We start from the raw sequence: 22,138 nt of genomic DNA on the forward strand, positions 1-22,138 counted from the left end.
CAAAAATACCCTCAATAACTAACGTCTTGAATCATTCGCCTGTTGCAGCAAAATGCGGCTTTCTTTTAGGAATTGTTCGGAATAGTCGCCAAACCAATGGTGTACTTCATCAAAAGCTTGGATAAAGCCGGCTTTATCGTTACGTTTGAAGAAATCCAGACCTTGTTCAAAGCTCTCTTTGAGTGATTCAATAATGTCTATATTTTCCGGTTTATCGGCAATAATATCTGCGTATAGGCTACCGTCTTGGGCAAATAAACGCCCGATCATCGCTAATTCTAATCGGTAAATTGGTGAAGATAACGCCAATAATTGCGACAATTGTATAGGCTGACGGGAAAGGTGCAGCCCGAATACAAAAGTTGAAAAGTGGCGTAACGCTTGAATATACGTCATTGCGTGGTCGTGTTCTACTGCTTCAATCTGTTCGATTTTCGCTCCCCAAATTTTCATTTGTTCAATCAACCATTCATAACGCTCAGGGTAACGACCATTACAGCAGGCAATCACTTGTTTTGCTTGACTCGCAATATCCGGTCCGAACATTGGGTGTAAGCCAACTACCGCTCCATTATGCACTTCCAGCATTTTTTGCAGTGGCTGATATTTAACAGAAGTTAAATCTGCTAAAATCATATTTTCGGTTAAATAAGGCTTTAAACGCTCGATAGTTTCTAAGGTGTTGGCAATCGGCACACAAACAATCACTAAATCAGCGTTGGCTAAAATAGTTGCGGCATTGCCCCAATCATTTCGCCCTAAGGCTTCAACGTTATAACCGGATAAGGTTAGATAATTGCCGAATAATCCACCTAATTTCCCTTTACCGCCTACAATTACAATTTTTTGGATATCAGAATTCACTCTTTTGAAACCGTGCTTGTTTTCATTAGCGTAAGATTCACGCATTACACGGCGTAGCACATCTTCAATTAGATCGGCAGGAACGCCTTGCTTTTCTGCCTCTTCTCGGCGGGCGGAAATCATTGCGGTTTCTCGCTCAGGGGCATACACAGAAATGCCGTGTTCTGATTTTACTTTTCCCACTTCTGCCACAAGGGCCAGGCGTTGGGAAAGTAATGCTATAAGTTGTTGATCAACTTGGTCAATTTGTTCACGTAACGGAGCTAATGGGTTCATAATTCTTACCAATATAAAAACAAGCGGTCGTTTTTATCTCATTTTTTGCAAATGATTAATCACGCAATTTTGCTGCAAAATTCGTTAAGAGATCTTCTGTAGTTTGCCAGTCAATGCAAGCATCGGTAATAGAAACACCGTATTTCATCTCACTAAACGGCAATTCTGATGATTGATTACCTGCGTGCAAATTACTTTCAATCATTAAACCGATAATCGAGGTATTGCCTGCAAGTAGTTGCTCCAATACATTTTCTGCCACAATCGGTTGGCGGCGGTAGTCTTTATTTGAATTACCGTGACTACAATCGATCATAATCGCCGTAGGTAAGTTTGCTTGTTTTAGCACCCATTCACAATCATCAACGTATTGCTTTTCATAATTTGGGGTTTTGCCGCCACGTAAAATAATGTGTCCATCGGCATTACCTTTAGTTTTGAGTAGAGTTACCTGCCCTTTTTGGTTGATGCCGATAAAACGATGACTTTGAGCAGAAGATTGCATTGCATTGAGAGCAACAGCTAAACCACCGTCTGTACCATTTTTAAAGCCAACCGCCATTGATAAACCTGAGGCTAATTCCCGGTGAGTTTGGGATTCTGTGGTTCTCGCACCAATTGCAGACCAGCTGAATAAATCCGCTAAATATTGCGGTGTCATAGGATCTAAAGCTTCCGTTGCAAGCGGTAAACCGAGTTCTGCTAAATCAAGGCAGAGTTTACGCCCAATACGCAACCCTGTTTCAACATCAAAAGAGCCGTCTATTTTAGGATCGTTAATTAAGCCTTTCCAGCCTACTGTTGTGCGAGGTTTTTCAAAATAAACACGCATTACGATGTAGAGCTTATCGCTTACTTGGTCTGAAAGTGCCTTAAGTTTTTTGCCGTATTCAATGGCGGCGATTGGATCGTGAATAGAACAAGGTCCGATCACAATTAATTGGCGTTTATCACGTTTGTGGATAATATCCGAGATCTCTTTGCGTGAACGTTCAATTTGCTCGCGTAAGTGTTCAGGCAATGGGAACTCTTGTTTTAGTTCTTGTGGGGTAAGTAAAACTTTTTCATCTTGAATATTCACATTATGCACGCTATCTTGATTAAATACAGTGTTCATTTTTATTTCCTTATGTAAACTTTAAATTACAAATACTTTACAGCTTTATTTTTAAAGTTTCAACTATTTTTTGCTTAACCGCATCAACACTGATTTTCTCCATCCAATTATTGCCTTTGGCTTTAGTCGCCCAAGCCATTTCTTGCCAAGATTTACCGTAGGATTGCAAAATCGCTTCATCATACACAGACACCACTTTATCTAAATCTTGATAAGGTCCTGTTCGTCTTGGGTTATGAATAGCATATAAACCAATAACAGGCGTATTTTGAGTAGTAGCAATATGAGCTGGTCCTGAATCTGAAGAGATCACTAAATCAACCTGACGGATAATGCCTGCAAGTTGTTTTAATGACGTTTTACCCGCAATATTTGTACTTTCCGGTGCAAGTTGCTGAATGTTAGCTGCTGTTTCCATTTCATATTGCGAAGGAGAACCTGCAATTAATACATTAATATTTTGCTTACTTAACCAATTAGCAATTTCTGCGTATCTTTCCGGCAGCCAATCTTTCTCTTTTTTACTTGAACAAGGAGCAATTAGTATATTTTTCCTTGTAAAATCAATGAATTGCTTACCATAAGCTAAATCTTCATCATTCACAGGTAAATTCCATTTTGCTGATAGATCCGTTACCCCAATCGCTTTCGCAAACATCATTTGACCATCAAGAACGTGAGGGGAATTTGTTATTTCTACTTTCTGATTGGTAAATAACCATTGCATTTCTCTTGCTCTATCTTTATTAAAGCCGATTTTTTTATCAGCTTTAATGCCAAGCGAAAGCATTGATGCCCGAAATGCAGTTTGCAAATTAAGTAAAAAATCAAACCGCTTGTGAGAAAGTTTTCTCCACATTGTAAATATTTCTTTCCACCCTAATTTTTTATCAAAAGGAATTAATTGCACATTAGGGATATCTTTCATTAAAGCGGCTTCGGTTTTACCGATAATCCAAGTAATTTCAGCGGAAGAATAATGCCGCTGAATAGCTTGCACAACGGCTAAAGTATGGCATACATCACCAATAGCGGAGAGGCGTAAAATACAAATTGAGAGAGGTTTATTTGACATCATAATTTACTGGATTAAACATTGAGTAAGCTTATATTAAGATATAAAAAAAGCCACATAAAGTGTTTTATGTGGCTTTTGGTGCTACTCGGTTAGATTATTCAACTCTTAAAATACGGCAAGTGTTTGTGCCACCTGCTTTTAATTCATCACCGTGTGTCAAAAGCACTAATTCGCCAGTTAATAAATAACCTTGCTCTTTTAATAAAGAGATTGCTTTTTTCGCTCCGTCCATTGTACGGCTGTCTTCATTGTAATATACAGGGGTTACACCACGATATAATGCACAAAGATTTAATGCTTTTTGATTGCGAGACATTGCATAAATTGGTAAGCCTGAGCTGATACGGCTAGTTAATTTTGCTGTTTCACCGGAGTGAGTTAATGAAATAATTGCAGATACGCCTTCTAAATGGTTTGCTGTGTACATTGCAGACATTGCAACGGCTTCTTCAATTGATTTAAATGTGCCTTCCATACGGTGGCGAGAGATGTTGATGCTTGGCATTGTTTCTGCACCTAAGCATACATCAGCCATTGATTTTACTGTTTCAACCGGATAATCGCCGTTTGCTGTTTCGCCTGAAAGCATTACCGCATCCGTACCATCTAATACTGCGTTAGCAACGTCCATTACTTCAGCACGGGTAGGCATTGGTTTTTTGATCATCGACTCCATCATTTGTGTTGCGGTAATCACTACACGGTTTAATTTACGTGCACGACGGATTAAACGCTTTTGTACACCAACTAATGCTGCATCACCAATTTCAACCCCTAAATCACCACGAGCCACCATCACAACGTCTGCACCTAAAATGATGTCGTCCATTGCTTCTTCGGTTGCAACAGTTTCTGCACGCTCAACTTTTGCCACAATTTTAGCATCTAAACCTGCTTCTTTCGCTAATTGGCGAGCATATTCTAAATCTGCACTTGATTGTGGGAATGAAACCGCTAAGTAATCTACACCAATTTTTGCCGCTAATTTGATATCTTCTTTATCTTTTTCAGTTAATGCAGGAGCTGATAAACCACCGCCTAATTTGTTGATCCCTTTATTGTTTGATAAAGGACCACCAACGGTTACTTCAGTGTGAACACGTACACCTTCAACCTCTAATACTTTAAGTTGCACGTTACCATCATCTAATAACAGAATATCGCCCGGTACTACATCATTTGGTAAGTTTTTATAATCTAAACCTACTGCTAATTGATGACCTTCACCACGCGGTAACTCTGCATCTAAGGTAAATTTGTCGCCAATGTTTAAGAAAATTTTGCCATCTTTAAAAGTCGAAACACGAATTTTAGGACCTTGTAAATCGCCTAAAATAGCCACGTGGCGACCTAATCTTGAGGCAATTTCACGCACTTTATTCGCACGCTCGATATGATCTTCAGGAATACCGTGAGAGAAGTTCATACGAACCATATTCGCACCTGCCGCAATAATTTTTTCTAATGTATTGCCACGATCCGTTGCTGGTCCCATTGTACAAACGATCTTGGTTCTTCTGAGTTTTCTAGACATTATTTGACTCCGTAATAAATTTAAAAAATATAAGTTAAAATCTTTCTAAGCACTTGATTATGCGTTAAACGAGGGTCATTATACGCCTAAATGACAAGAGTTTAAATACAAGTTAAGGAGAATGTTATGAATATTTGGATTATGCGGCACGGAGAAGCAGGTTTTAATGCCCCAAGCGATGCTACTCGTAGTTTAACCGACAACGGTATAAAAAATGTTATTTCACAAGGCAAATGGCTTGGAGAATATTTAAACAGCAAGCAAATTAAACTCGACAAAATTCTGGTTAGCCCTTACCTCCGTGCTAAACAAACCCTTGAAAATCTCATTACAGGTATGCAAGCGGTCAATTTTTCACAAAATTTTGCAAATCTTACTGAAGAATGGGAAGAAATTACGCCTGATGGTAATCCTTATGTGGTTGAAGACTATCTCCATTTTCTAAGAGAAGAAGGGGCAAAAAATATTCTACTGATTTCTCATTTACCTCTGGTGTTCGATTTAAGCCAACGTTTAACGAATAATCAAGGTAATGTACAATTTCCAACTTCCACCATTACTGAAATTCATTGGGTTGGAAACAACGGCAAAGTTGCCGAAATAAAACACGTTTAGTCCTATTTTTTATATTGTCAATAAAAATATTTTCACTATTTTTGCAAATTGTCTAATTTATAGACTTCCAAAATGATTAAAAAGTGCGTATTATACGCCCCCTAAATCAGTAAAACTGATAATTAAATGATTAATAAAGAAGTACGGTATTTGCCGTACTTTTTATTTGGATATCCCTCTGGTTAAAATTACTTCAAGTTTGTTAATAAAAGGTTAAAAATGCAAATAGGGCAATATGAAATTAAAAACCGTATTTTCCTTGCACCGATGGCAGGTATTACTGACCAGCCGTTTCGCCGATTATGTAGCCAACTTGGTGCAGGTTTGACGTTTTCAGAGATGATGTCCACAAATCCTGATGTATGGCATACCGAAAAATCGAGATTGCGTTTAGCTCATCACGAAGAAATCGGCATTAATGCTGTACAAATTGCAGGTTCAGATCCAATAGAGATGGCAGAAGCCGCAAAAGTGAATGTTGAGTATGGTGCCGATATTATTGATATTAATATGGGTTGCCCCGCTAAAAAGGTAAACAAAAAAATGGCAGGCTCTGCTCTGCTGCGTGAACCTGAATTAGTCGCTCAAATATTAGATGCTGTGGTTAATGCCGTTGATGTGCCTGTTACGCTAAAAATTAGAACAGGCTGGGATCTTGAAAATAGAAATTGTCTGACAATAGCCAAAATTGCAGAACAAGCCGGCATTAAAGCCCTTACTATTCACGGACGCACCCGCAGTTGTTTATTCAATGGCGAAGCGGAATATGAAAGCATCAAAGCCGTTAAACAAGCTGTATCAATCCCCATTATTGCTAATGGCGATATTATTTCGGCTGAAAAAGCGAAATCTGTTTTAGATTACACCAATGCTGATGCAGTAATGATTGGGCGAGGAAGTTTTGGCAATCCTTGGCTATTTAAGGAAATCAACGATTTTTTTGAAACCGGGCAATATTCCACATTACCCGAAAATGAAAAATATCAACTGATGTTTAAGCATATTGAAGACTTACACCACTTTTATGGGGAAGAAAAAGGCTATCGAATTGCCCGTAAACACGTTGGTTGGTATGTGGAACAGTTACAACCGGAATCAAATTTTAAACGCACTTTTAATACGTTAAGCTCAACCAAAGAGCAATTAAACGCATTAGAAGATTTTGTTAAATCGATTCGTTAGAATCTTAATAATAAAGTTGGATAGAAAAAAATGTTAGAACAACAACCTACACAAAACCCATTAACAGTAACAATGTTAAATGCACCAGCACAACAGGTTAATAAACCTCTTCGTGATAACGTTAAAGCAGCATTAAAAAACTATTTATCTCAATTAAATGGTGAAGATCCAACAGAATTATACGAATTAGTATTATCTGAAATCGAACACCCGATGTTAGATATGGTGATGCAATACACTCGTGGTAACCAAACCCGTGCAGCAACAATGTTAGGTATCAACCGTGGTACATTACGCAAAAAATTAAAAAAATACGGTATGGGTTAATCTGAACCACCATAAAAAACGATTTAATTCGTATATTAATTAGGCAAAATAAAAACGCTGAACATACCATTCAGCGTTTTTTCTATTTTATTTAAGTGCCTAGAACTTCATTTCAAATGCTAAACTGAAATTTCGTCCGGGAGCAGCAAATCGGGTATAATTACTACCTTGGTCTTGATTGACTGCATTCACACTAGATTGGCGTACAGACTCCCAAGTGGAATATTTACGATTAGTTACGTTATAAATACCGCCACGTAAAGTATAGTTTTTATAGTTGAGATAGCCCGTAATATCATGCGTATACCAAGAATTGGTGAGCTTACCGCCTAAATCAACACGATGTATACCGTGGTGTCGTGTTCCTGAAACCTCCTCTGCTTTTTTAGCTCTAGAGTAAGTAGTTGTAATTCCAATTCCCCATTTTTCTTCGGGATGATCATAGCCAAATCCAAACACATAGCGAGCAGGTTGAATCGCATCTAATATCGGATCATTTACGCTGGTCAATCTTTGGTCGGTGAGCTTCCGATCTTTTACTTTGACACGGTTATACGCTACCGAAGAATAAAATCCATCAGGAATTAGTGAGAGAATACCGTGTAGATCGAATTTGGCGATTAAATTCACTCCATTTAAAACCACATCTTGAATATTATGGTAGTTATAGAAACATTCGGATTTCTTATGTGTGAGTTTTTTACAAGCCGTTGCGATCATATTCCGATAATTATTTCGGAAATAGCTCACATCAATATAACCAAATTGCCCTTTAAAACTTACCCCCATTTCATGATTCATTGATTTTTCCGGCTCTAAGCGGTGGTTGCGTTGCTCATTTTGCACATATTCATTATCAATCAAGCCAATATGAGTTCGTTTACCATAAAGTTCGTAGAAAGCCGGTACTCTAAATCCATTGGAAATACGGTATGAAAGTGCAATAAAGTCGCTTGGTTTGAGCGTAATACCACCATTCCAAGACCAATTTCGATAAGTTCGACTAAGTGTCCATAGATCATCAGATTTAAATCGATGTTGATCAAAACGTACCCCTAAGCCAAGATCAACATACTCGCTAGTTATTAAATCACGGAAGCTGACAAAACGGCTGTCTCCTTTAATTTTACGAGGTTCGCAGTTTAAAATACCACCATGTTTATTATCACATAATGATACAGTTTCAATACTACGTGGAAGGCGTCGATAGATATAAGGATCATCTAATCGTCCTCTGCCGCGAATATTGATATAGCCGCCTTTGGTGTATTGGGCATACATATCACCGTGGTTCATTAGAGAATTAAAACGATCAAAGCCAAGGCTAAAATTCATCTTATGAGTCTGTTTAAATATTCCTTGCCCAGCAGTAAATGCTTTATCAAATTCTAAGCGGATCAAGCGGTGTTTTTCTTGATAATTATTGCGTTCAGTTTGATACATAGACCAAGCTTTATCCAAGCTAGGGCGGCAATTTTTATCAACGTTCGGATAATCGCTACAATGCAAGCGGTGCATACGGCTATATAACTCAATATTTTGTTTATCAGCAATGAGTTTAAAACTATCCAGCCAACGATTATTTTCCGGCTTATATTGATAATTGAAACCTAAACGACGTTTATGATGATGTTCATCAAAGAATTTTACACGGCTATAACGCAGCCCGTAAGGGATACTTCTATCAAATACTAAGCCATCTAAAATATTATTACCTTCATAAACAGGGTTCTTACTCCATAGATTATCTAGCTTGATATTAACATCATCTTTTGTGTAGTAAGCCGGCGTTTGCATATCACGTATATCATAACGCTGCTTCGTATCTTCTAACACCGTACCAAGATAATGAGAAGAGTTAAAATGATAACCTAACTTCACGAAAACAGAATTGCTCTTATAATCCAAAGGATTTGGGGCAATACGCTCTTTACCTGTATATTCTTTAGCAGATAACTGCTCTGTACGATAAGGAATTTGCTCAATCTGTTTACGTTCTTCGGAAGTATATTCCGGTGCTTTTCTAAACGGGAAATTATCACGATTCAATTTAACGCTTGCTCGTGGGGTACAATCCAATGTTGGACAAGCATCCTCTACGATAAAAAATGATCCTCCAGGAGCATTTTGTGCAGACCCGGGGTAAAGATCATAGCGATTTTCAAAACCGGTGATACGTTGAATATTATGATGTAGTTTATTGGCTTCAGAGTGAGTTTTAGTCTCTTTACCGTTACGATGGGTCGCAATTACAAGGGCTTCAAATCCGTTGGCTTCTCCCGCAGCGGCAATAGATTGTAAAAAATGGCTATTTTTGCTGGTATAAGCGGTCTTAGTATCTAATCCCCACTGTTGCCCATCTTTAATTACATCCTGAGCATCTTTACTGCGAAAACTAATTGCTCCACCGAGAGCACCAGAGCCATATTCAGCAGAGCTTGCCCCTTTACTTAATTCAATTGAGCGAATATTCTCATATTCGATTTCATTTATCGCCCCACCATTAGCACTTGAGCCAAGAGTATTATAATGCTGTGCTTGTGGTAGACCATCAACTAACATAGCAACTCGGTTTTTATCTACTCCTCGAATAGCATAACCACTACTAGCCCCTCTACCTTGTTCAACAACCGAAATCCCGGGATCATAGCGAGTTAAATCACGAATCCCAAGAATTTGATTTTTACTCATCTCACTATAATTTTTAACAACTTTTCCTAATCCGGTTACTTCGTTTTGACGCTCGTGAGCGTAACGACTTTCTGTTACAATAACTTCGTCTAAAACAGCCACATCACTATTTTCTGTCATTTTTTCATTTTCAGTCGCCGCACTATATGAATGGGAAAGTGCAAACAATACCGCTGACGCAATGGTTGAATAGCGAAAATGATGATATTTCATTATCATTAAGTAGGATCTCCTTTATTTAATTTTGCAAATTTTTATAAAAAATAACCCGCTTGCTTAAGTGAAACGAGCGAAGAAATTATGATTATTTTTCTATTTGACGTTTACCGCCAAACATAATACTGACTTTATCTTTATCCGTTTCTGCACTATGTACAATACCACCTAATTCAGTTGCTTTAGGACCATAAAACCCTCCTTCAAATTGGGTATTGATATGAACTACCGTGCCACCATTGGTACTTTTCGGATCAAGATTAAAACCAGAATCACTCGTTTTGGCAGTCCCTGCAAAACCATTAGCCTTCACTTCACCTTCAAGTGTTAGCATTGGACGTTCTTCAACGCCATCATTAGCAATCAATTTGCCATTGATTTTTTTATTGGCAAAATCTACATCAAAGAGTGAGCGAGTACCACTTTCACTATTACTTGGTGACTCAGCTCCTACCGGACCGGATTTGCTATGAATTGTCCCATTCCAAGTTCCGCGATATTGCACCATTCCGCTTGGTAAATCCATCACAGCTGTACGTTCACCCACCAAATATTGATGAGCACTATCATTATCGTTTTCTACATTGTAAGTCCCAAATTTGACATAGTCTAAATTATTACAACAGACTGAAATTTTGTAATCTTTGCCATTTATGTTTTTTGTTAATACTTGATAAAAATCCATATCAGCAAAACGTGCTTTTCCTTCTGGTAATAAAGCAATTTGAACGCCATCAATAACTAAATGAGTTGCCAGACCAAAAGTATCCATATCTGATTTAGCCAAATCTTTCAAACTCACTTGCACTGAATCAAATTTCTTTTCGACCTTGTCTTCGCTTTTTTCATCACGCTTACCTGCGAATACAACGAAAATCGATTTATCATCTGCCAAAAATTTTCCCGCAAGTTCCTGCGCTTTATCGCCATAAAAACCGCCTTCTACTGTATTACTATCTTTACCAAAGTAAGGATCGTCTGTTTTTAAAGCCTTTGCCTTACCATTAAAGCGGTTTCCGTGGATATTCGCTTCTATCTTATAATGATCAGTAATTTCCTGCTTGTCCTTTTCCCTTGGATTTACATAGCCATTTTTGGTTAAAGTACCTTTAAGTGTTTTCTCACTAAAATTAACCGTAAACTCACTGCTATGCCCTATAGGCTTATCCTTATCATCTGTATTTGCTTGGTTATCTTCTGACGTTGCCCCAACATTCGTGCCAGCATTACTTCCTTCAAAATACTTACTGTTGTTTTTTGCAGATGCATTAGTAGTAAAATCCCAAGTCCCTTTATAAGTTGCTATTTCGGTTGGGAAAGCTTTAGATGGTTGAGTGCCTAAATAATATACATACCCTGTAGGACCTGTTTTTAGAAGACGAGGTTCTCCTCTTTTACTTCTCTCGGCTGAAGCCCCTAAATGAATGAAATAACCCGAACGAACAAATTTCATCTCTCGCTTACGGTGTAATTTTTTTCCATCGTGGGTGTGAATAATGTCATCTTCATCATAACCGAGTTTTTTTACTTCTTCCTCAAGCTTTTTCATTTCTTCTTCAAGAGATAATGGCTTGCCTGGCTCACCAACAATTGGTGTAATTTCACCAATCGCCCCATTTTCCTCTCCAGTGCCACCAAAGAAATTACGACGTGGAATTTTAGTTTGAAATCCTAAGGATGGTTGAGCTGAGCCTTCAGCCGAAGATATCGTTCTGCGTTCTGATTTAGGCTGAGTTGCTGAGTCTTTAGAAGAGCTGGAATGAGATGGGCTTGCCTTAACTGAATTGGTATCAAAACTACCACCGTTTGAAGTACAAGCCGCAAGTAGTACAGCATTTAATAAAATAACGCTATTTTTCATTTTAAACACAATTTTCTCCTTAATTAAAAATGATTACCATTTTATTTATATAGAAGAACTGTGTAAATAGCTAGATTATATTTTTTTAGAGAGCCATCTTTTAAATAATAAAAATTGAAAAATAACGCCCATCTTCCTCTACACTAAATGTGTGGAAAGCCGCCCAAATCTTTTAGTTTATTCACCATAGCACAAAATAGCTCTGTGGTCTTTTCGGTATCGTATAATGCTGAATGTGCTTGGTGTCCGTCAAAACTAATTTGGGCGGCTTGGCAGGCTTTAACTAACACCGTTTGTCCGTACATAAAACCTGCAAGAGTTGCAGTATCAAACATTGCAAAGGGGTGGAAGGGATCACGTTTAGCATTAATCCTTTTAACCGCTGCCTGTAAAAATCCCTGATCGAACGCAGCATTGTGAGCCACAATCACCGCACGTTGGCAACCCTGCTCTTTCATCGCTCTACGCACCATTTTAAACATTTCGGGAATAGCGATATTTTCTGCCACCGCACCTCGCAATGGGTTATCAATATCAATGCCGTTAAACTTTAGCGACTCTGGGTTAATATTCGCCCCTTCAAACGGTTTGATATGAAAATGGCATTTTTGGTCTTCCACTAAGTAGCCGTTTTCGTCCATTTTAACCGTAATTGCCGCCAGTTCTAATAACGCATCAGTTTGAGCATTAAGCCCCGCAGTTTCAACATCAATCACAACGGGCAAATAACCACGAAAACGATTTTTTAATAGATTATAATCGGTTGGTGGTGTAGTCGATTGAGAGGTAGATTCAGTTATATTTTCCATTTTTATTTCAACTTAAAAATACAAGCGGTCTGATTTGCAAAATTTTTTACAAATCCGACCGCTTGTGAATAGATAAAAGGAATTAGTTTCCTAATGCGGCTTGTGCGTTTTTGTTTTCAATAAATTCGATTTTATAACCATCCGGATCTTCCGCAAAAGCAATAACCGTTGTGCCGCCTAATACAGGACCCGGCTCACGGGTAATTTTACCACCTGCCGCACGCACATCTTCAATCGTTTGATAAATATCATCAACACCTAATGCGATATGACCATAAGCCGTACCTAGCTCGTAGCTATCCACACCCCAGTTGTAAGTCAGCTCAATAACTGCACTTTCGCTTTCGTCAGCATAGCCTAAGAAGGCTAAAGAGTACTTGTATTGCTCGTTCTCACTTCTGCGTAACAAACGCATACCTAACACTTCGGTATAGAATTTGATTGAACGCTCTAAATCTCCAACGCGTAACATTGTGTGTAAAATTCGCATATTTTCTTTCCCCCTTGAAGTTAAAAAATCTTGCGTATTATGGCATAATTTGAGCTTAAAATCATTTTCTTTCCATTTTTTAGGATTATTTATGGCTCACGATCACAACAGCCCATCAAAACTTGAAATTGCCACACACGCAGCCCTGCCGATGGTGTTAATGCTATTTATTGAAATGGCACTTAATTTTTACGCCTCTCCGGATAATGCTATTTTCATCTCCCCTTATTTATTGGCGTTGTTTGTTACCTCTTTCATCGCCATTTTAGTATTATGGAAAGGTGAGATTTGTCGTGGGCAAACCAGCCGCTTAACCTTTATTCTGCCTTTTTTACTGATTTTTGCAGTCGGAAATTTTATTTATTCGATTGCTTTCACACCTAAATATAACCCAATGGCAATTGCAAGTTTTGCTGCCATTTTATCTTGCTTGATCTATTTTCGTTTGCCGGAAGATGAAACGCTCTACAACACGTTGATGTATTGTGGTTTTGGCATTGTGGCAATCGGCATTATTCAATATTTAGCAATTTATTGGATTGAACTGCCTTCACTATTTAACGGCATTCGTGCCAATAATTTTGCTCAAGTGCTGCTTGGTATTTTACTCGCCGGCTGGTATTTAATGTTGGCAAAAAGCCGTTTAGAGGTTTTCTTGAAATTATTGGTAAAATCCGCCTTGATTGTCTTGATACTTAACTACTGCTGGTCAGCATTTGTGTTATATCAACATTTGCAAATTATGCCGGAAATGCCATTGCTCTCATTCATTCTTTATTTCGCTGTACAATTTGTGATTTTACTGATGCTGGCGTGGTTACTACTTGGAAAAAATATCAAAAATCCGACCGCTTGGAGTGTCGCTACAACCCTTGCGATCTTATATCCATTCGCCAATGTAGCCTGATTTTATGAAATGGGTATTACGCATTTTCGGCATACTTACCGCAATATTCATTGCGGTGATTGCCTTTTTATGTGTGCCTAATACCCAACTTGCGACTCCCATTAACTGGATTTTACCGAAAGAGTGGAAAGTGAAAATTCCACAAGGGTTACACCTAAATTGGCAAGGTTCATCAGTTTCACAATTTCAACTTTCTTATCGAGATTGCCCGCTGATTAGTGCAGATAAAACAGATCTCACTTGGATTAAGCAAAACCACCTATTTGTTGAAAAATTAGACATTGACTACCACTGCTTATCACTCTTTCCCAAATCGGAAAATAATTCCAACACTTCGCTAAAAGCATTACTGGCGGTGATTCCTGATGGCGAAGCAACTATCCACTCGCTTAATTGGAAAAATCTCCCAGAGAATTTTAACCCAAGAATTATCCACTTGTTAGAACAACAAACCGCCTTGAAAATTTCTCTGTTCAATGCGGAAATCAAGGCTACATTAGCTCAACAGGAGGTCGATTTTTCCGCATTTTTTACAAATGGGAAATTGAATGCCGATTTAACTTACCAACCGAGCAAACAAGAGCAACATAAGCTTACACTTTCTGCTGAAATTGAAGATAATTTCCTTACGCTTCCACACACTCTTTCAGCAGAATATTACTGGCAGCTGCCCGATGAAATCATTACAACCAAAGCCTTACAAAACGGGCACTCAACCTTGAATTGGCAGAAAAACGCCCAACAACAATTTGAAGGATACTGGCAGGCAAGCCTTAGTAGTGAAAATGATAAGCTCAATTTCCCTTTTCTGTTTGACGGCAAAAGCCTAGAAATCAAACAAGGGCGTTTTGATTGGAGCTTAACCGAACGTTTTCCGCTTCACGGCTTTGTTACAGCAAAAGTTACTCCACAATCTTTTACCAACCAGCCATTTTTGCCGCTTAAAACGGCTATTCGTATCAGCTTGCTTTCCCAAAACAGCTTGGGAAAAGGCAATATTGTGATCTCCAATTCAGAGGGCGAAATTACCGAACAAGGGCTAAATTTACCACTACGTTTGACGGGTAACATCAAGCACGGTAACTTTATTTTATACAGCAGTATTCCGCTGGATCTTCAGGGTAATTACGATGATTTAACCTTGAAGTTTTTACCCACTTCCCTGCTTCGTTTGACAGGGAAAGAGCGTTATTTAACGATTGATGATTTACGTTTTCCGCTTGCCGGGATCAAAATAGATAAACAAGGTATTCACGGGCGATTACACGCTATTCTTCGAGGGCAAAGTCCTGACTTTAAAAATATTGAATTCCATTTAGATGGACAAGCTCAAAATTTTAAAGCAGGAGCGTTAGATTTTTTCCAAGATCCGAAAGACCCAAAAGCCGTTAAAGATAGCTGGAAATGGCGAATTTGGGGAAACTCCAATCTTAACGCTTTTAACAGTAAAGTAAATTTAAGCGGTAGAGGGCAATGGCATAAAAATACTGTGCAACTTAACGAACTGAAGGGCGATTTATCCTCTGTGAGGCTTGATGGCACAACTATTTCCAAAACAGAGCTAACCAACGCCCAAGCAATACAATTTAATATCAAAAAATTCACGCTTGACGGAGCTATTCAGCTCAAATCACCTGAAATTAAGTTTGATTACGGTGGGCTGCTACCAAAACCACAAGCAAAACTTGCTTTTAGCGGTGAGTTAGAAAATCTTAATTTCAAAGGTACAGTAAATACCACCGAACTTGGTCCGCTTAGATTATTTGCTCGCCGCCAATTAACCGCAGATGCCAGCCAAATTATCGGTAAACTCTATTGGCTAGAGCAGTCTGCACAAGGCTTCCAACCTCTTTTTCCATTCCGTAGCCAATGGATAATTAATAACGGCACAATTCGTGGCGAAACGGCATTTACCGCCAGTGCAGAAAAAGGCTTAATTGCAGGCGGGCATTTAACCATTCGCAACGGAGGATTATCCTTACCAGATGGCGAGGCAAAAGGCATTGAATTTGCTCTACCTTACCGCTATCAAGATGGACGCTTTCATTTCGGCGTAAAAAAACCGATTGATGTCAAAGTCGCACAAATCAAACTCGGCGAATTAGCCCTTGATAATGCCTCAATGAAAATTAATGGTTACTACCCTTACACTAAAGCTAAACCATTGAATTTAAATCAATTATCCTTTAATTTATTTGGCGGTAAACTCAATGTAAAACGCTTTGCCTTACCGCAAACCGAAATTGCTTATCTGAATTTAGAGCGGTTAGATTTTGAGAAAATTTTGCAATTTATGCAATATCAACAAATCGATCTGAAAGGCAAAGCCAACGCTACTTTGCCATTTTGGCTAAGCGGCAAACCTTGCTACATCTGCGATGGCTTACTTACACAAGCGGAAACCTCTTATTTAACCTTTACTCCTGAATTACTTTCAGAAATGAAGAAAAGTGGTTACACCGAGCAAATTTTGTTACATTTAGTGGATAAAAGCACGCTTAATGATTTTCGCAGTCTGATTAATGTCGGCTCAAAAGGCGATTTAGTGTTGGACGGAAAATTAAAATTATCGTCTAACCAAGATCAATCCAAAGTGAATTTAAACTATAATCACCGAGAAAATATGTTTGATTTGTGGAAACTAATTAACTACAGCTCACAATTTGAGCAAAAGCTAGAAAATTATCTCTACCAAAAATTAGATGATGAATAAAAATAACGGAAGAAAAATGAAAAAAGCCTCATTTTGTTTTGCAATTTTTTTGCTAAATTTGACCGCTTGTACCCCCAAAGTGCAGCTCGAAACGCCAGCTGATGGGATAACCATTAATATGAATGTAGTGGTAGATCACCGCATTGATGTGAAGATGGACGAAAAATCCCGTGTGGTGATCACGAAAAGTGAAAATAAAACGAAAAATTAGTTAAAGGTTGCCATTTGGTGATCTTTAAATTGCTGATAAATATCGGCTAATTTTTCCCCTGTTGGTAATACCAAATTCGGGCTTAAATCAAACATCGGCACAATCACAAATTCACGATTTTTCATCTCAATATGTGGCACGTTCAAACGCTCGGTTTGAATTTGCTCATTGCCGTATAAAATAATATCCAAATCCAACGTCCGCTCGCCCCAACGGCGTAAACGCACTCTGCCCTGTTCATTTTCAATGCTTTGTAACTTATCTAGCAATTCAGTTGGCGATAATTCGGTTTCAAATTTCGCTACAGCATTCACATAATCAGGCTGATCTTGCGGTCCAACAGGTTTTGAGCCATAAAATGGGCTAATTTCAAAATGAATTGCAAATTTTTTCAATTTTTCGACCGCTTGTTTAAGCTGTTCGAGAGGATTATCAAGGTTTGAGCCTAAGGCGATGTAGACAGTTTGCATAATTTTCCTTTCCTAAAAAAGTAGGAGCGAAAGATTTTTCGCCCCTACAACATTATTCAGTTTTAGATGTTTTCGTTTTTTTCTTAAACGTTCTACGGCGGCGTTTTTTCTTCGCTTCAGGCTGAACATTAGGCAAATGACGAACCGATTTTAACAACTCACCACGTTGCCCCTCATTGCTGAATTGGTATTCGTGCCACCAAGCAGCCAGTTCAACTAAATCGCCGCCTTCAATCTCCGCACGCATCACTAACAAGTCAAAGCCTGCACGGAATTTGATATGTTCCAGCGTTTGTTGCGGGCGGTTGCCACTACGTTTCATCATTTGGAATTGCAATGCCCAAATATCACGAATAACCGAAGTATGACGACGGTGCAAGGCGATAGCTTTGCAGCTATCTGCCAAGATGTCATTTGCCGCTAACATCATTGCATCGTGGCTGTTGAAACCACCTTCATTTTTAAGCTGTTCCATTTTTTCACGCAATGGATACCAAAGCAGTGCAGCAAATAAGAAAGCTGGATTAACAGGCAATTGATCTGCAATGCGTTCATCTGTTGAGGCTAATGCTTTATTAATCATACGCTCAGCATTTGAATCCCCTTTCGGAGTGAAAAACGGCGTTAATACAGGGAACAAGAATTGCCACAAATCGTATTCACGCAATAATTGATAGGTTTTTAGCCCTGCTCCTGTTTGTAATAATTTGAGCGATTCGTCAAACAAACGAGCTGCCGGGATATTCGTTAAAAGCACCGCCATATCACGAATTGGAGCTTCTGTTGCTTTATCAAGGAACATATCCAGCTTCGCCATAAAACGAATGGCTCTGATCATACGCACAGGGTCTTCTTGGTAGCGGATTGCAGGCTCGCCGATGAGCGATAATTTGCCTGCTCGTAAATCATCAATACCGTTGAAGAAATCAAAAATCAAGTTACGTTTGGTATCGTAATATAACGCATTAACGGTAAAATCACGGCGTTCGGCATCGTCTCTTAATGTGCCGTATACATTATCACGCAATAGCATTCCTTCATCGCTTACTTTCGAGATTTTGTCATTGCTGTGGGAAGCGTGCCCTGCTCGGAAGGTTGCCACCTCAAAAATTTCACGCCCGTAAACAATGTGAGCTAAGCGGAAACGACGACCAATCAAGCGGCATTGTCTGCCGAAAATACGTTGAATTTCTTCCGGGCGAGCATTGGTGGCAATATCAAAATCTTTTGGTTTTTTCTCAAGTAATAGATCACGAATACAACCACCAACAATATAGGCTTCAAACCCGGCAAGATGTAATTTATCTACAATCGAAAGAGCATTTTTAGGGAAATCCTTCGGACTAATCCCATATTGAGCTGCACTTACCGTGAATTTTTTATGTAGGAGATGAGAAGGCACATCTGTTTGATGACCTTTACTGCCTTTTTTATGGCTTTTTTGTTCTGTTAATTTAGGGGCTGAACGTTTAGAGCGACTGGATTTAGTTGTTTTCTCTGCTCTTGGTTCAACTTCTGGCTTACTTTCCTTCTCTTGCTTTTTTGGTTTGGAAAATAATGACTTAATATAATTAAAAATAGTACACCTCTAAATAGTAAATGCCTCTTTAAAAGAGGCATTATGTAACTTGATTATAAACCTAGCTGCTTCTCACGAATTTCAGCTAATGTTTTGCAATCTATACATAAATCTGCGGTTGGGCGAGCTTCTAAGCGTTTGATGCCGATCTCAACACCACAGGTTTCACAAAAACCGTAATCATCTTCTTGAATTTTATGTAACGTTTGCTCAATTTTTTTCAACAATTTACGTTCACGATCACGATTACGAAGTTCTAAACTAAACTCTTCTTCTTGACTTGCACGATCGTTAGGGTCAGCGAAGTTCGTCATATCTTCTTGAAGCTGGCTTTTTGTGCGTTCTGCTTCTTCCATAATTTGACCGTGCCACGCTTTCAGAATTTTTTTGAAATGCTCACGTTGAGCTTCATTCATATACTCTTCATCTTTTGCTGGCTCATAAGGCTCAACACCTGCTAATGCTAATAAACCAAGAGAGGTGGTTTTAGCCGTTTCAGTCATAGATTACTCCTTGTTTGGAATTTTATTGTTAAAATTATATCCCGAATACAACCTAACTTCCTTGTAACTACATTATACGAAAAAATCAACATCTTCGGGTTTTTAGTAATGGCGGCTATAAATAACACAAAATCGAATGACTAACAAATAAATTTGCAAAAATTTTGCATTTATATTGATTTATTTGCTCAAAATTATAGCCGAATTTACGTTCGGCTATCATTCTGTTTATTTCTTACCAGCTTTTTGACCAATCGGCGAGCCATTTTTGAATCGTTTCATTAGAGGGCGAAGTAAATTCTAATTTGTTGTAGGTTGGCATTTCTGCAAAAGCAGGATCAACACCTTCCGCTAAAACAGGATTCATTACATTATGGTAAGAAATAATATGTTGCGACTCAGGCTTATGCAAAAATGCTAAAAATTGATTCGCTAACGCTCTTTGTTTAGTCGTTTTTACAATTGCCGCATTTTCTACTTGAACTAAATGCCCTTCCTCGAATGGAGCTGCTACATATTTATCGGTGTTTTCGTGCCACTTATGATATAAAGGCGATGTAGTATAACTTAATACTAAATCCGATTCCCCTTTTAAGAAAGCTCCATAAGTTTCAGACCAGCCTTTACCTACCGTTACGGTATGTTTTGCCAATGTTTTCCAAGCCGTTGGAGCTTCATCACCATACACTTGATTTAGCCACATTAAGAAACCACGTCCAACGCTACTGGTTCTTGGATCTTGGTAGATAATCTTTAAGTCTTGGCGTTCAACCAGCTCTTTCAAACTTTTCGGCGGATTTTTCAACTTTTCTTTATCGTAAATAAAGGCATAAGAGCCTGTATCATACGGAAAGAAAATTTTATCTTTCATCTCTAATTTGGTTTTTGCCTCAAATTCCGTGAACAACCCTGAATTTTCAGCTTCAGTTTGCAAGAAATTATCAATGCCTAACACCACATCGGCTTTGGTTTTTTCACCTTCTAAACGCACACGGTTGAACATTGTTACACCATTATCAAACGGCATAAATTTTAAATCACAGTTACACTCTTTCTCAAAATTTTGCTCTAATTTTGCAGCCGGACCATATTCAGAGGCAAACGAACTATAAGTGTAAACGGTAAGTGTTGGTTGGTTGGCAAAAGCGGTGGAGGTAAGTAGTGCCAATGAAGATAAAATCAGTTTCATAAAAAGTCCTTCTAAATTACGTTGATAGAAGGATTTAAGAGGCAAGTTTGCTATCTCAAATCCCTACGCTGATATTAATCAGATCAGGTTCTATGGGTATTTCTCAGCCACAAGCGGTCGGATTTTAGAGAAAATTTGCAAATTTTTAAGCAAATTAAACCGCTTGTTGCACCCCAATGAGAACGCTTTATTGTAAAAAGTTTGTTGCTGAATTTCAATATTCGCAAACGTTTGCTATTTAGCAAAAAAATCATTATACTACCCACCTAGTTCAAACAAGGAACTAGAAATGAATTATCCTACTTTAATAATGACTCCAAATTCTACGCAGCTACGCATCGTTTCACGAGGCGTGGCTGTTTTTTTATTCATTTCTAAAATTAAAAATCGCTCTTAAAGGCGATTTTTTTATGATACTTAATCTACATTGACAATATTGAAAGGAATAGCATAGATGAGCCAATTGATTCGTACCCTAAAAGGTCATATTCGTGATGAAATCATTAAAAAAGGCGGCTGGGTAAATGCTCACGCTCACGCAGATCGTGCATTTACAATGACACCCGAGAAAATCACTGTTTATCAAAATGCGAATCTACAACAAAAATGGGACTTGGTAGATGAAGTAAAACGTAATTCAAGCGTAGAAGATTACTACCGTCGCTTCTCGCAAGCGATTGAATTGATGATTTCACAAGGGGTTACGGCATTCGGTACTTTTGTAGATATCGATCAGGTATGTGAAGACAGAGCCATTATTGCCGCTCACAAAGCCCGTGAAGTGTATAAAAACGATATTATCTTAAAATTTGCTAACCAAACCTTAAAAGGAGTGATTGAGCCAACGGCGAAAAAGTGGTTTGATATTGGCTCTGAAATGGTGGATATCATCGGTGGCTTGCCTTACCGTGATGAATTAGATTATGGCAAAGGCTTGGAAGCAATGGATATTTTAATGGAAACTGCCAAATCACAAGGTAAAATGTTGCACGTTCACGTCGATCAATTTAACTCACCAAAAGAAAAAGAAACCGAGCAACTATGTGATAAATCAGTTGAACACGGAATGCAAGGGCGAGTTGTCGCTATTCACGGTATCTCAATTGGGGCTCACCCAAAAGATTATCGTAAAATGTTGTATCAAAAAATGCGTGATAGCCAAATGATGGTGATTGCCTGCCCGATGGCGTGGATTGATAGTGGTCGTAAAGAAGACCTCCAGCCGTTCCACAACGCTTTAACACCTGCGGATGAATTAATTCCTGAAGGCATCACAGTGGCAGTGGGGACAGATAACATCTGCGACTATATGGTGCCACTGTGTGAAGGCGATATGTGGCAAGAGTTAAGCCTACTTTCTGCGGGTTGCCGTTTCACAAACTTAGAAGAAATGGCGAATATCGCCAGTATTAATGGACGAAAAGTGCTGGGTTTATAATTCACAGTTTTATTTATTCAAAATAAAAAAGAGTTAATATTTGTCATATTAACTCTTTTTTAGTTCTA

Annotated in this window: 19 protein-coding genes and 1 riboswitch; of the genes, 7 read left to right on the plus strand and 12 right to left on the minus strand. The window is 38.5% G+C overall.

The window, feature by feature from the left end:
- Positions 1-18: 18 nt before the first annotated feature.
- From tyrA to pyk, 4 genes are all read right to left on the minus strand, one after another.
- Positions 19-1,140, minus strand: a complete 1,122-nt coding sequence (gene tyrA / locus X781_RS08700; protein ID WP_025236495.1) for a bifunctional chorismate mutase/prephenate dehydrogenase — start codon at positions 1,138-1,140, stop codon at positions 19-21.
- Between the two features lie 55 nt (positions 1,141-1,195).
- Entirely contained in the window at positions 1,196-2,257 is a 1,062-nt protein-coding gene (locus X781_RS08705; protein WP_025236496.1) for a 3-deoxy-7-phosphoheptulonate synthase, read from the minus strand.
- A gap of 37 nt (positions 2,258-2,294) precedes the next feature.
- Entirely contained in the window at positions 2,295-3,332 is a 1,038-nt protein-coding gene (locus tag X781_RS08710; RefSeq protein WP_025236497.1) for a glycosyltransferase family 9 protein, read from the minus strand.
- Between the two features lie 97 nt (positions 3,333-3,429).
- Complete coding sequence (gene pyk / locus X781_RS08715; protein ID WP_025236498.1) at positions 3,430-4,869, minus strand: pyruvate kinase; 1,440 nt, start codon at positions 4,867-4,869, stop codon at positions 3,430-3,432.
- A gap of 126 nt (positions 4,870-4,995) precedes the next feature.
- Between pyk and sixA the strand changes: the two genes are divergently transcribed.
- From sixA to fis, 3 genes are all read left to right on the plus strand, one after another.
- Entirely contained in the window at positions 4,996-5,484 is a 489-nt protein-coding gene (gene sixA / locus X781_RS08720; RefSeq protein ID WP_025236499.1) for a phosphohistidine phosphatase SixA, read from the plus strand.
- A gap of 219 nt (positions 5,485-5,703) precedes the next feature.
- Positions 5,704-6,666, plus strand: a complete 963-nt coding sequence (gene dusB / locus X781_RS08725) for a tRNA dihydrouridine synthase DusB (RefSeq protein ID WP_025236500.1) — start codon at positions 5,704-5,706, stop codon at positions 6,664-6,666.
- Between the two features lie 30 nt (positions 6,667-6,696).
- On the plus strand, positions 6,697-6,993 hold the full coding sequence (gene fis, locus X781_RS08730; protein ID WP_025236501.1) for a DNA-binding transcriptional regulator Fis: 297 nt from the start codon (positions 6,697-6,699) through the stop codon (positions 6,991-6,993).
- A gap of 99 nt (positions 6,994-7,092) precedes the next feature.
- Here the strand turns inward: fis and X781_RS08735 are convergent, their stop codons facing one another.
- The 4 genes from X781_RS08735 to gloA form a co-directional block, all read right to left on the minus strand.
- Complete coding sequence (locus X781_RS08735; protein ID WP_025236502.1) at positions 7,093-9,897, minus strand: lactoferrin/transferrin family TonB-dependent receptor; 2,805 nt, start codon at positions 9,895-9,897, stop codon at positions 7,093-7,095.
- Between the two features lie 91 nt (positions 9,898-9,988).
- The gene (locus X781_RS08740) at positions 9,989-11,761 is read right to left on the minus strand and encodes a transferrin-binding protein-like solute binding protein (protein WP_235068823.1); all 1,773 of its coding nucleotides are present in this window, start codon (positions 11,759-11,761) and stop codon (positions 9,989-9,991) included.
- A gap of 143 nt (positions 11,762-11,904) precedes the next feature.
- Positions 11,905-12,570: a ribonuclease T gene (gene rnt / locus X781_RS08745; protein ID WP_025236504.1), complete on the minus strand. Its 666-nt coding sequence runs from the start codon at positions 12,568-12,570 to the stop codon at positions 11,905-11,907.
- Positions 12,571-12,652: 82 nt separating this feature from the next.
- A complete protein-coding gene (gene gloA / locus X781_RS08750; protein ID WP_025236505.1) occupies positions 12,653-13,060 on the minus strand; it encodes a lactoylglutathione lyase in 408 nt (135 codons plus the stop codon).
- A gap of 91 nt (positions 13,061-13,151) precedes the next feature.
- Here gloA and X781_RS08755 point away from each other — a divergent pair, with 91 nt between their 5' ends.
- The 3 genes from X781_RS08755 to X781_RS08765 are packed head-to-tail and all read left to right on the plus strand — an operon-like array spanning position 13,152 to position 16,891.
- Positions 13,152-13,967, plus strand: coding sequence for a hypothetical protein (locus X781_RS08755; RefSeq protein ID WP_025236506.1), 816 nt, complete (start codon positions 13,152-13,154; stop codon positions 13,965-13,967).
- A gap of 4 nt (positions 13,968-13,971) precedes the next feature.
- Entirely contained in the window at positions 13,972-16,680 is a 2,709-nt protein-coding gene (locus X781_RS08760) for a YdbH family protein (RefSeq protein ID WP_025236507.1), read from the plus strand.
- Between the two features lie 16 nt (positions 16,681-16,696).
- A complete protein-coding gene (locus X781_RS08765) occupies positions 16,697-16,891 on the plus strand; it encodes a YnbE family lipoprotein (RefSeq protein ID WP_025236508.1) in 195 nt (64 codons plus the stop codon).
- Here X781_RS08765 and folK read toward each other — a convergent pair.
- The 4 genes from folK to thiB form a co-directional block, all read right to left on the minus strand.
- Positions 16,888-17,361 carry a 2-amino-4-hydroxy-6-hydroxymethyldihydropteridine diphosphokinase gene (folK, locus tag X781_RS08770; RefSeq protein ID WP_025236509.1) on the minus strand — a complete coding sequence of 158 codons (474 nt, stop codon included), beginning with the start codon at positions 17,359-17,361 and terminating at the stop codon, positions 16,888-16,890. The genes X781_RS08765 and folK overlap by 4 nt on opposite strands.
- A 52-nt stretch (positions 17,362-17,413) precedes the next feature.
- Complete coding sequence (gene pcnB, locus X781_RS08775) at positions 17,414-18,940, minus strand: polynucleotide adenylyltransferase PcnB (protein WP_025236510.1); 1,527 nt, start codon at positions 18,938-18,940, stop codon at positions 17,414-17,416.
- Between the two features lie 53 nt (positions 18,941-18,993).
- Entirely contained in the window at positions 18,994-19,443 is a 450-nt protein-coding gene (dksA, locus tag X781_RS08780; RefSeq protein ID WP_025236511.1) for an RNA polymerase-binding protein DksA, read from the minus strand.
- Between the two features lie 235 nt (positions 19,444-19,678).
- Complete coding sequence (thiB, locus tag X781_RS08785) at positions 19,679-20,632, minus strand: thiamine ABC transporter substrate binding subunit (protein ID WP_025236512.1); 954 nt, start codon at positions 20,630-20,632, stop codon at positions 19,679-19,681.
- A 42-nt stretch (positions 20,633-20,674) separates the two neighbouring features.
- Positions 20,675-20,818, minus strand: a riboswitch (TPP riboswitch).
- Positions 20,819-21,086: 268 nt separating this feature from the next.
- Here thiB and X781_RS08790 point away from each other — a divergent pair.
- Positions 21,087-22,070 carry an amidohydrolase family protein gene (locus tag X781_RS08790; RefSeq protein WP_025236513.1) on the plus strand — a complete coding sequence of 328 codons (984 nt, stop codon included), beginning with the start codon at positions 21,087-21,089 and terminating at the stop codon, positions 22,068-22,070.
- The last annotated feature ends 68 nt before the right edge of the window (positions 22,071-22,138 follow it).

The sequence above is a fragment of the Mannheimia sp. USDA-ARS-USMARC-1261 genome, from assembly GCF_000521605.1.
Lineage (GTDB): Bacteria > Pseudomonadota > Gammaproteobacteria > Enterobacterales > Pasteurellaceae > Mannheimia > Mannheimia indoligenes.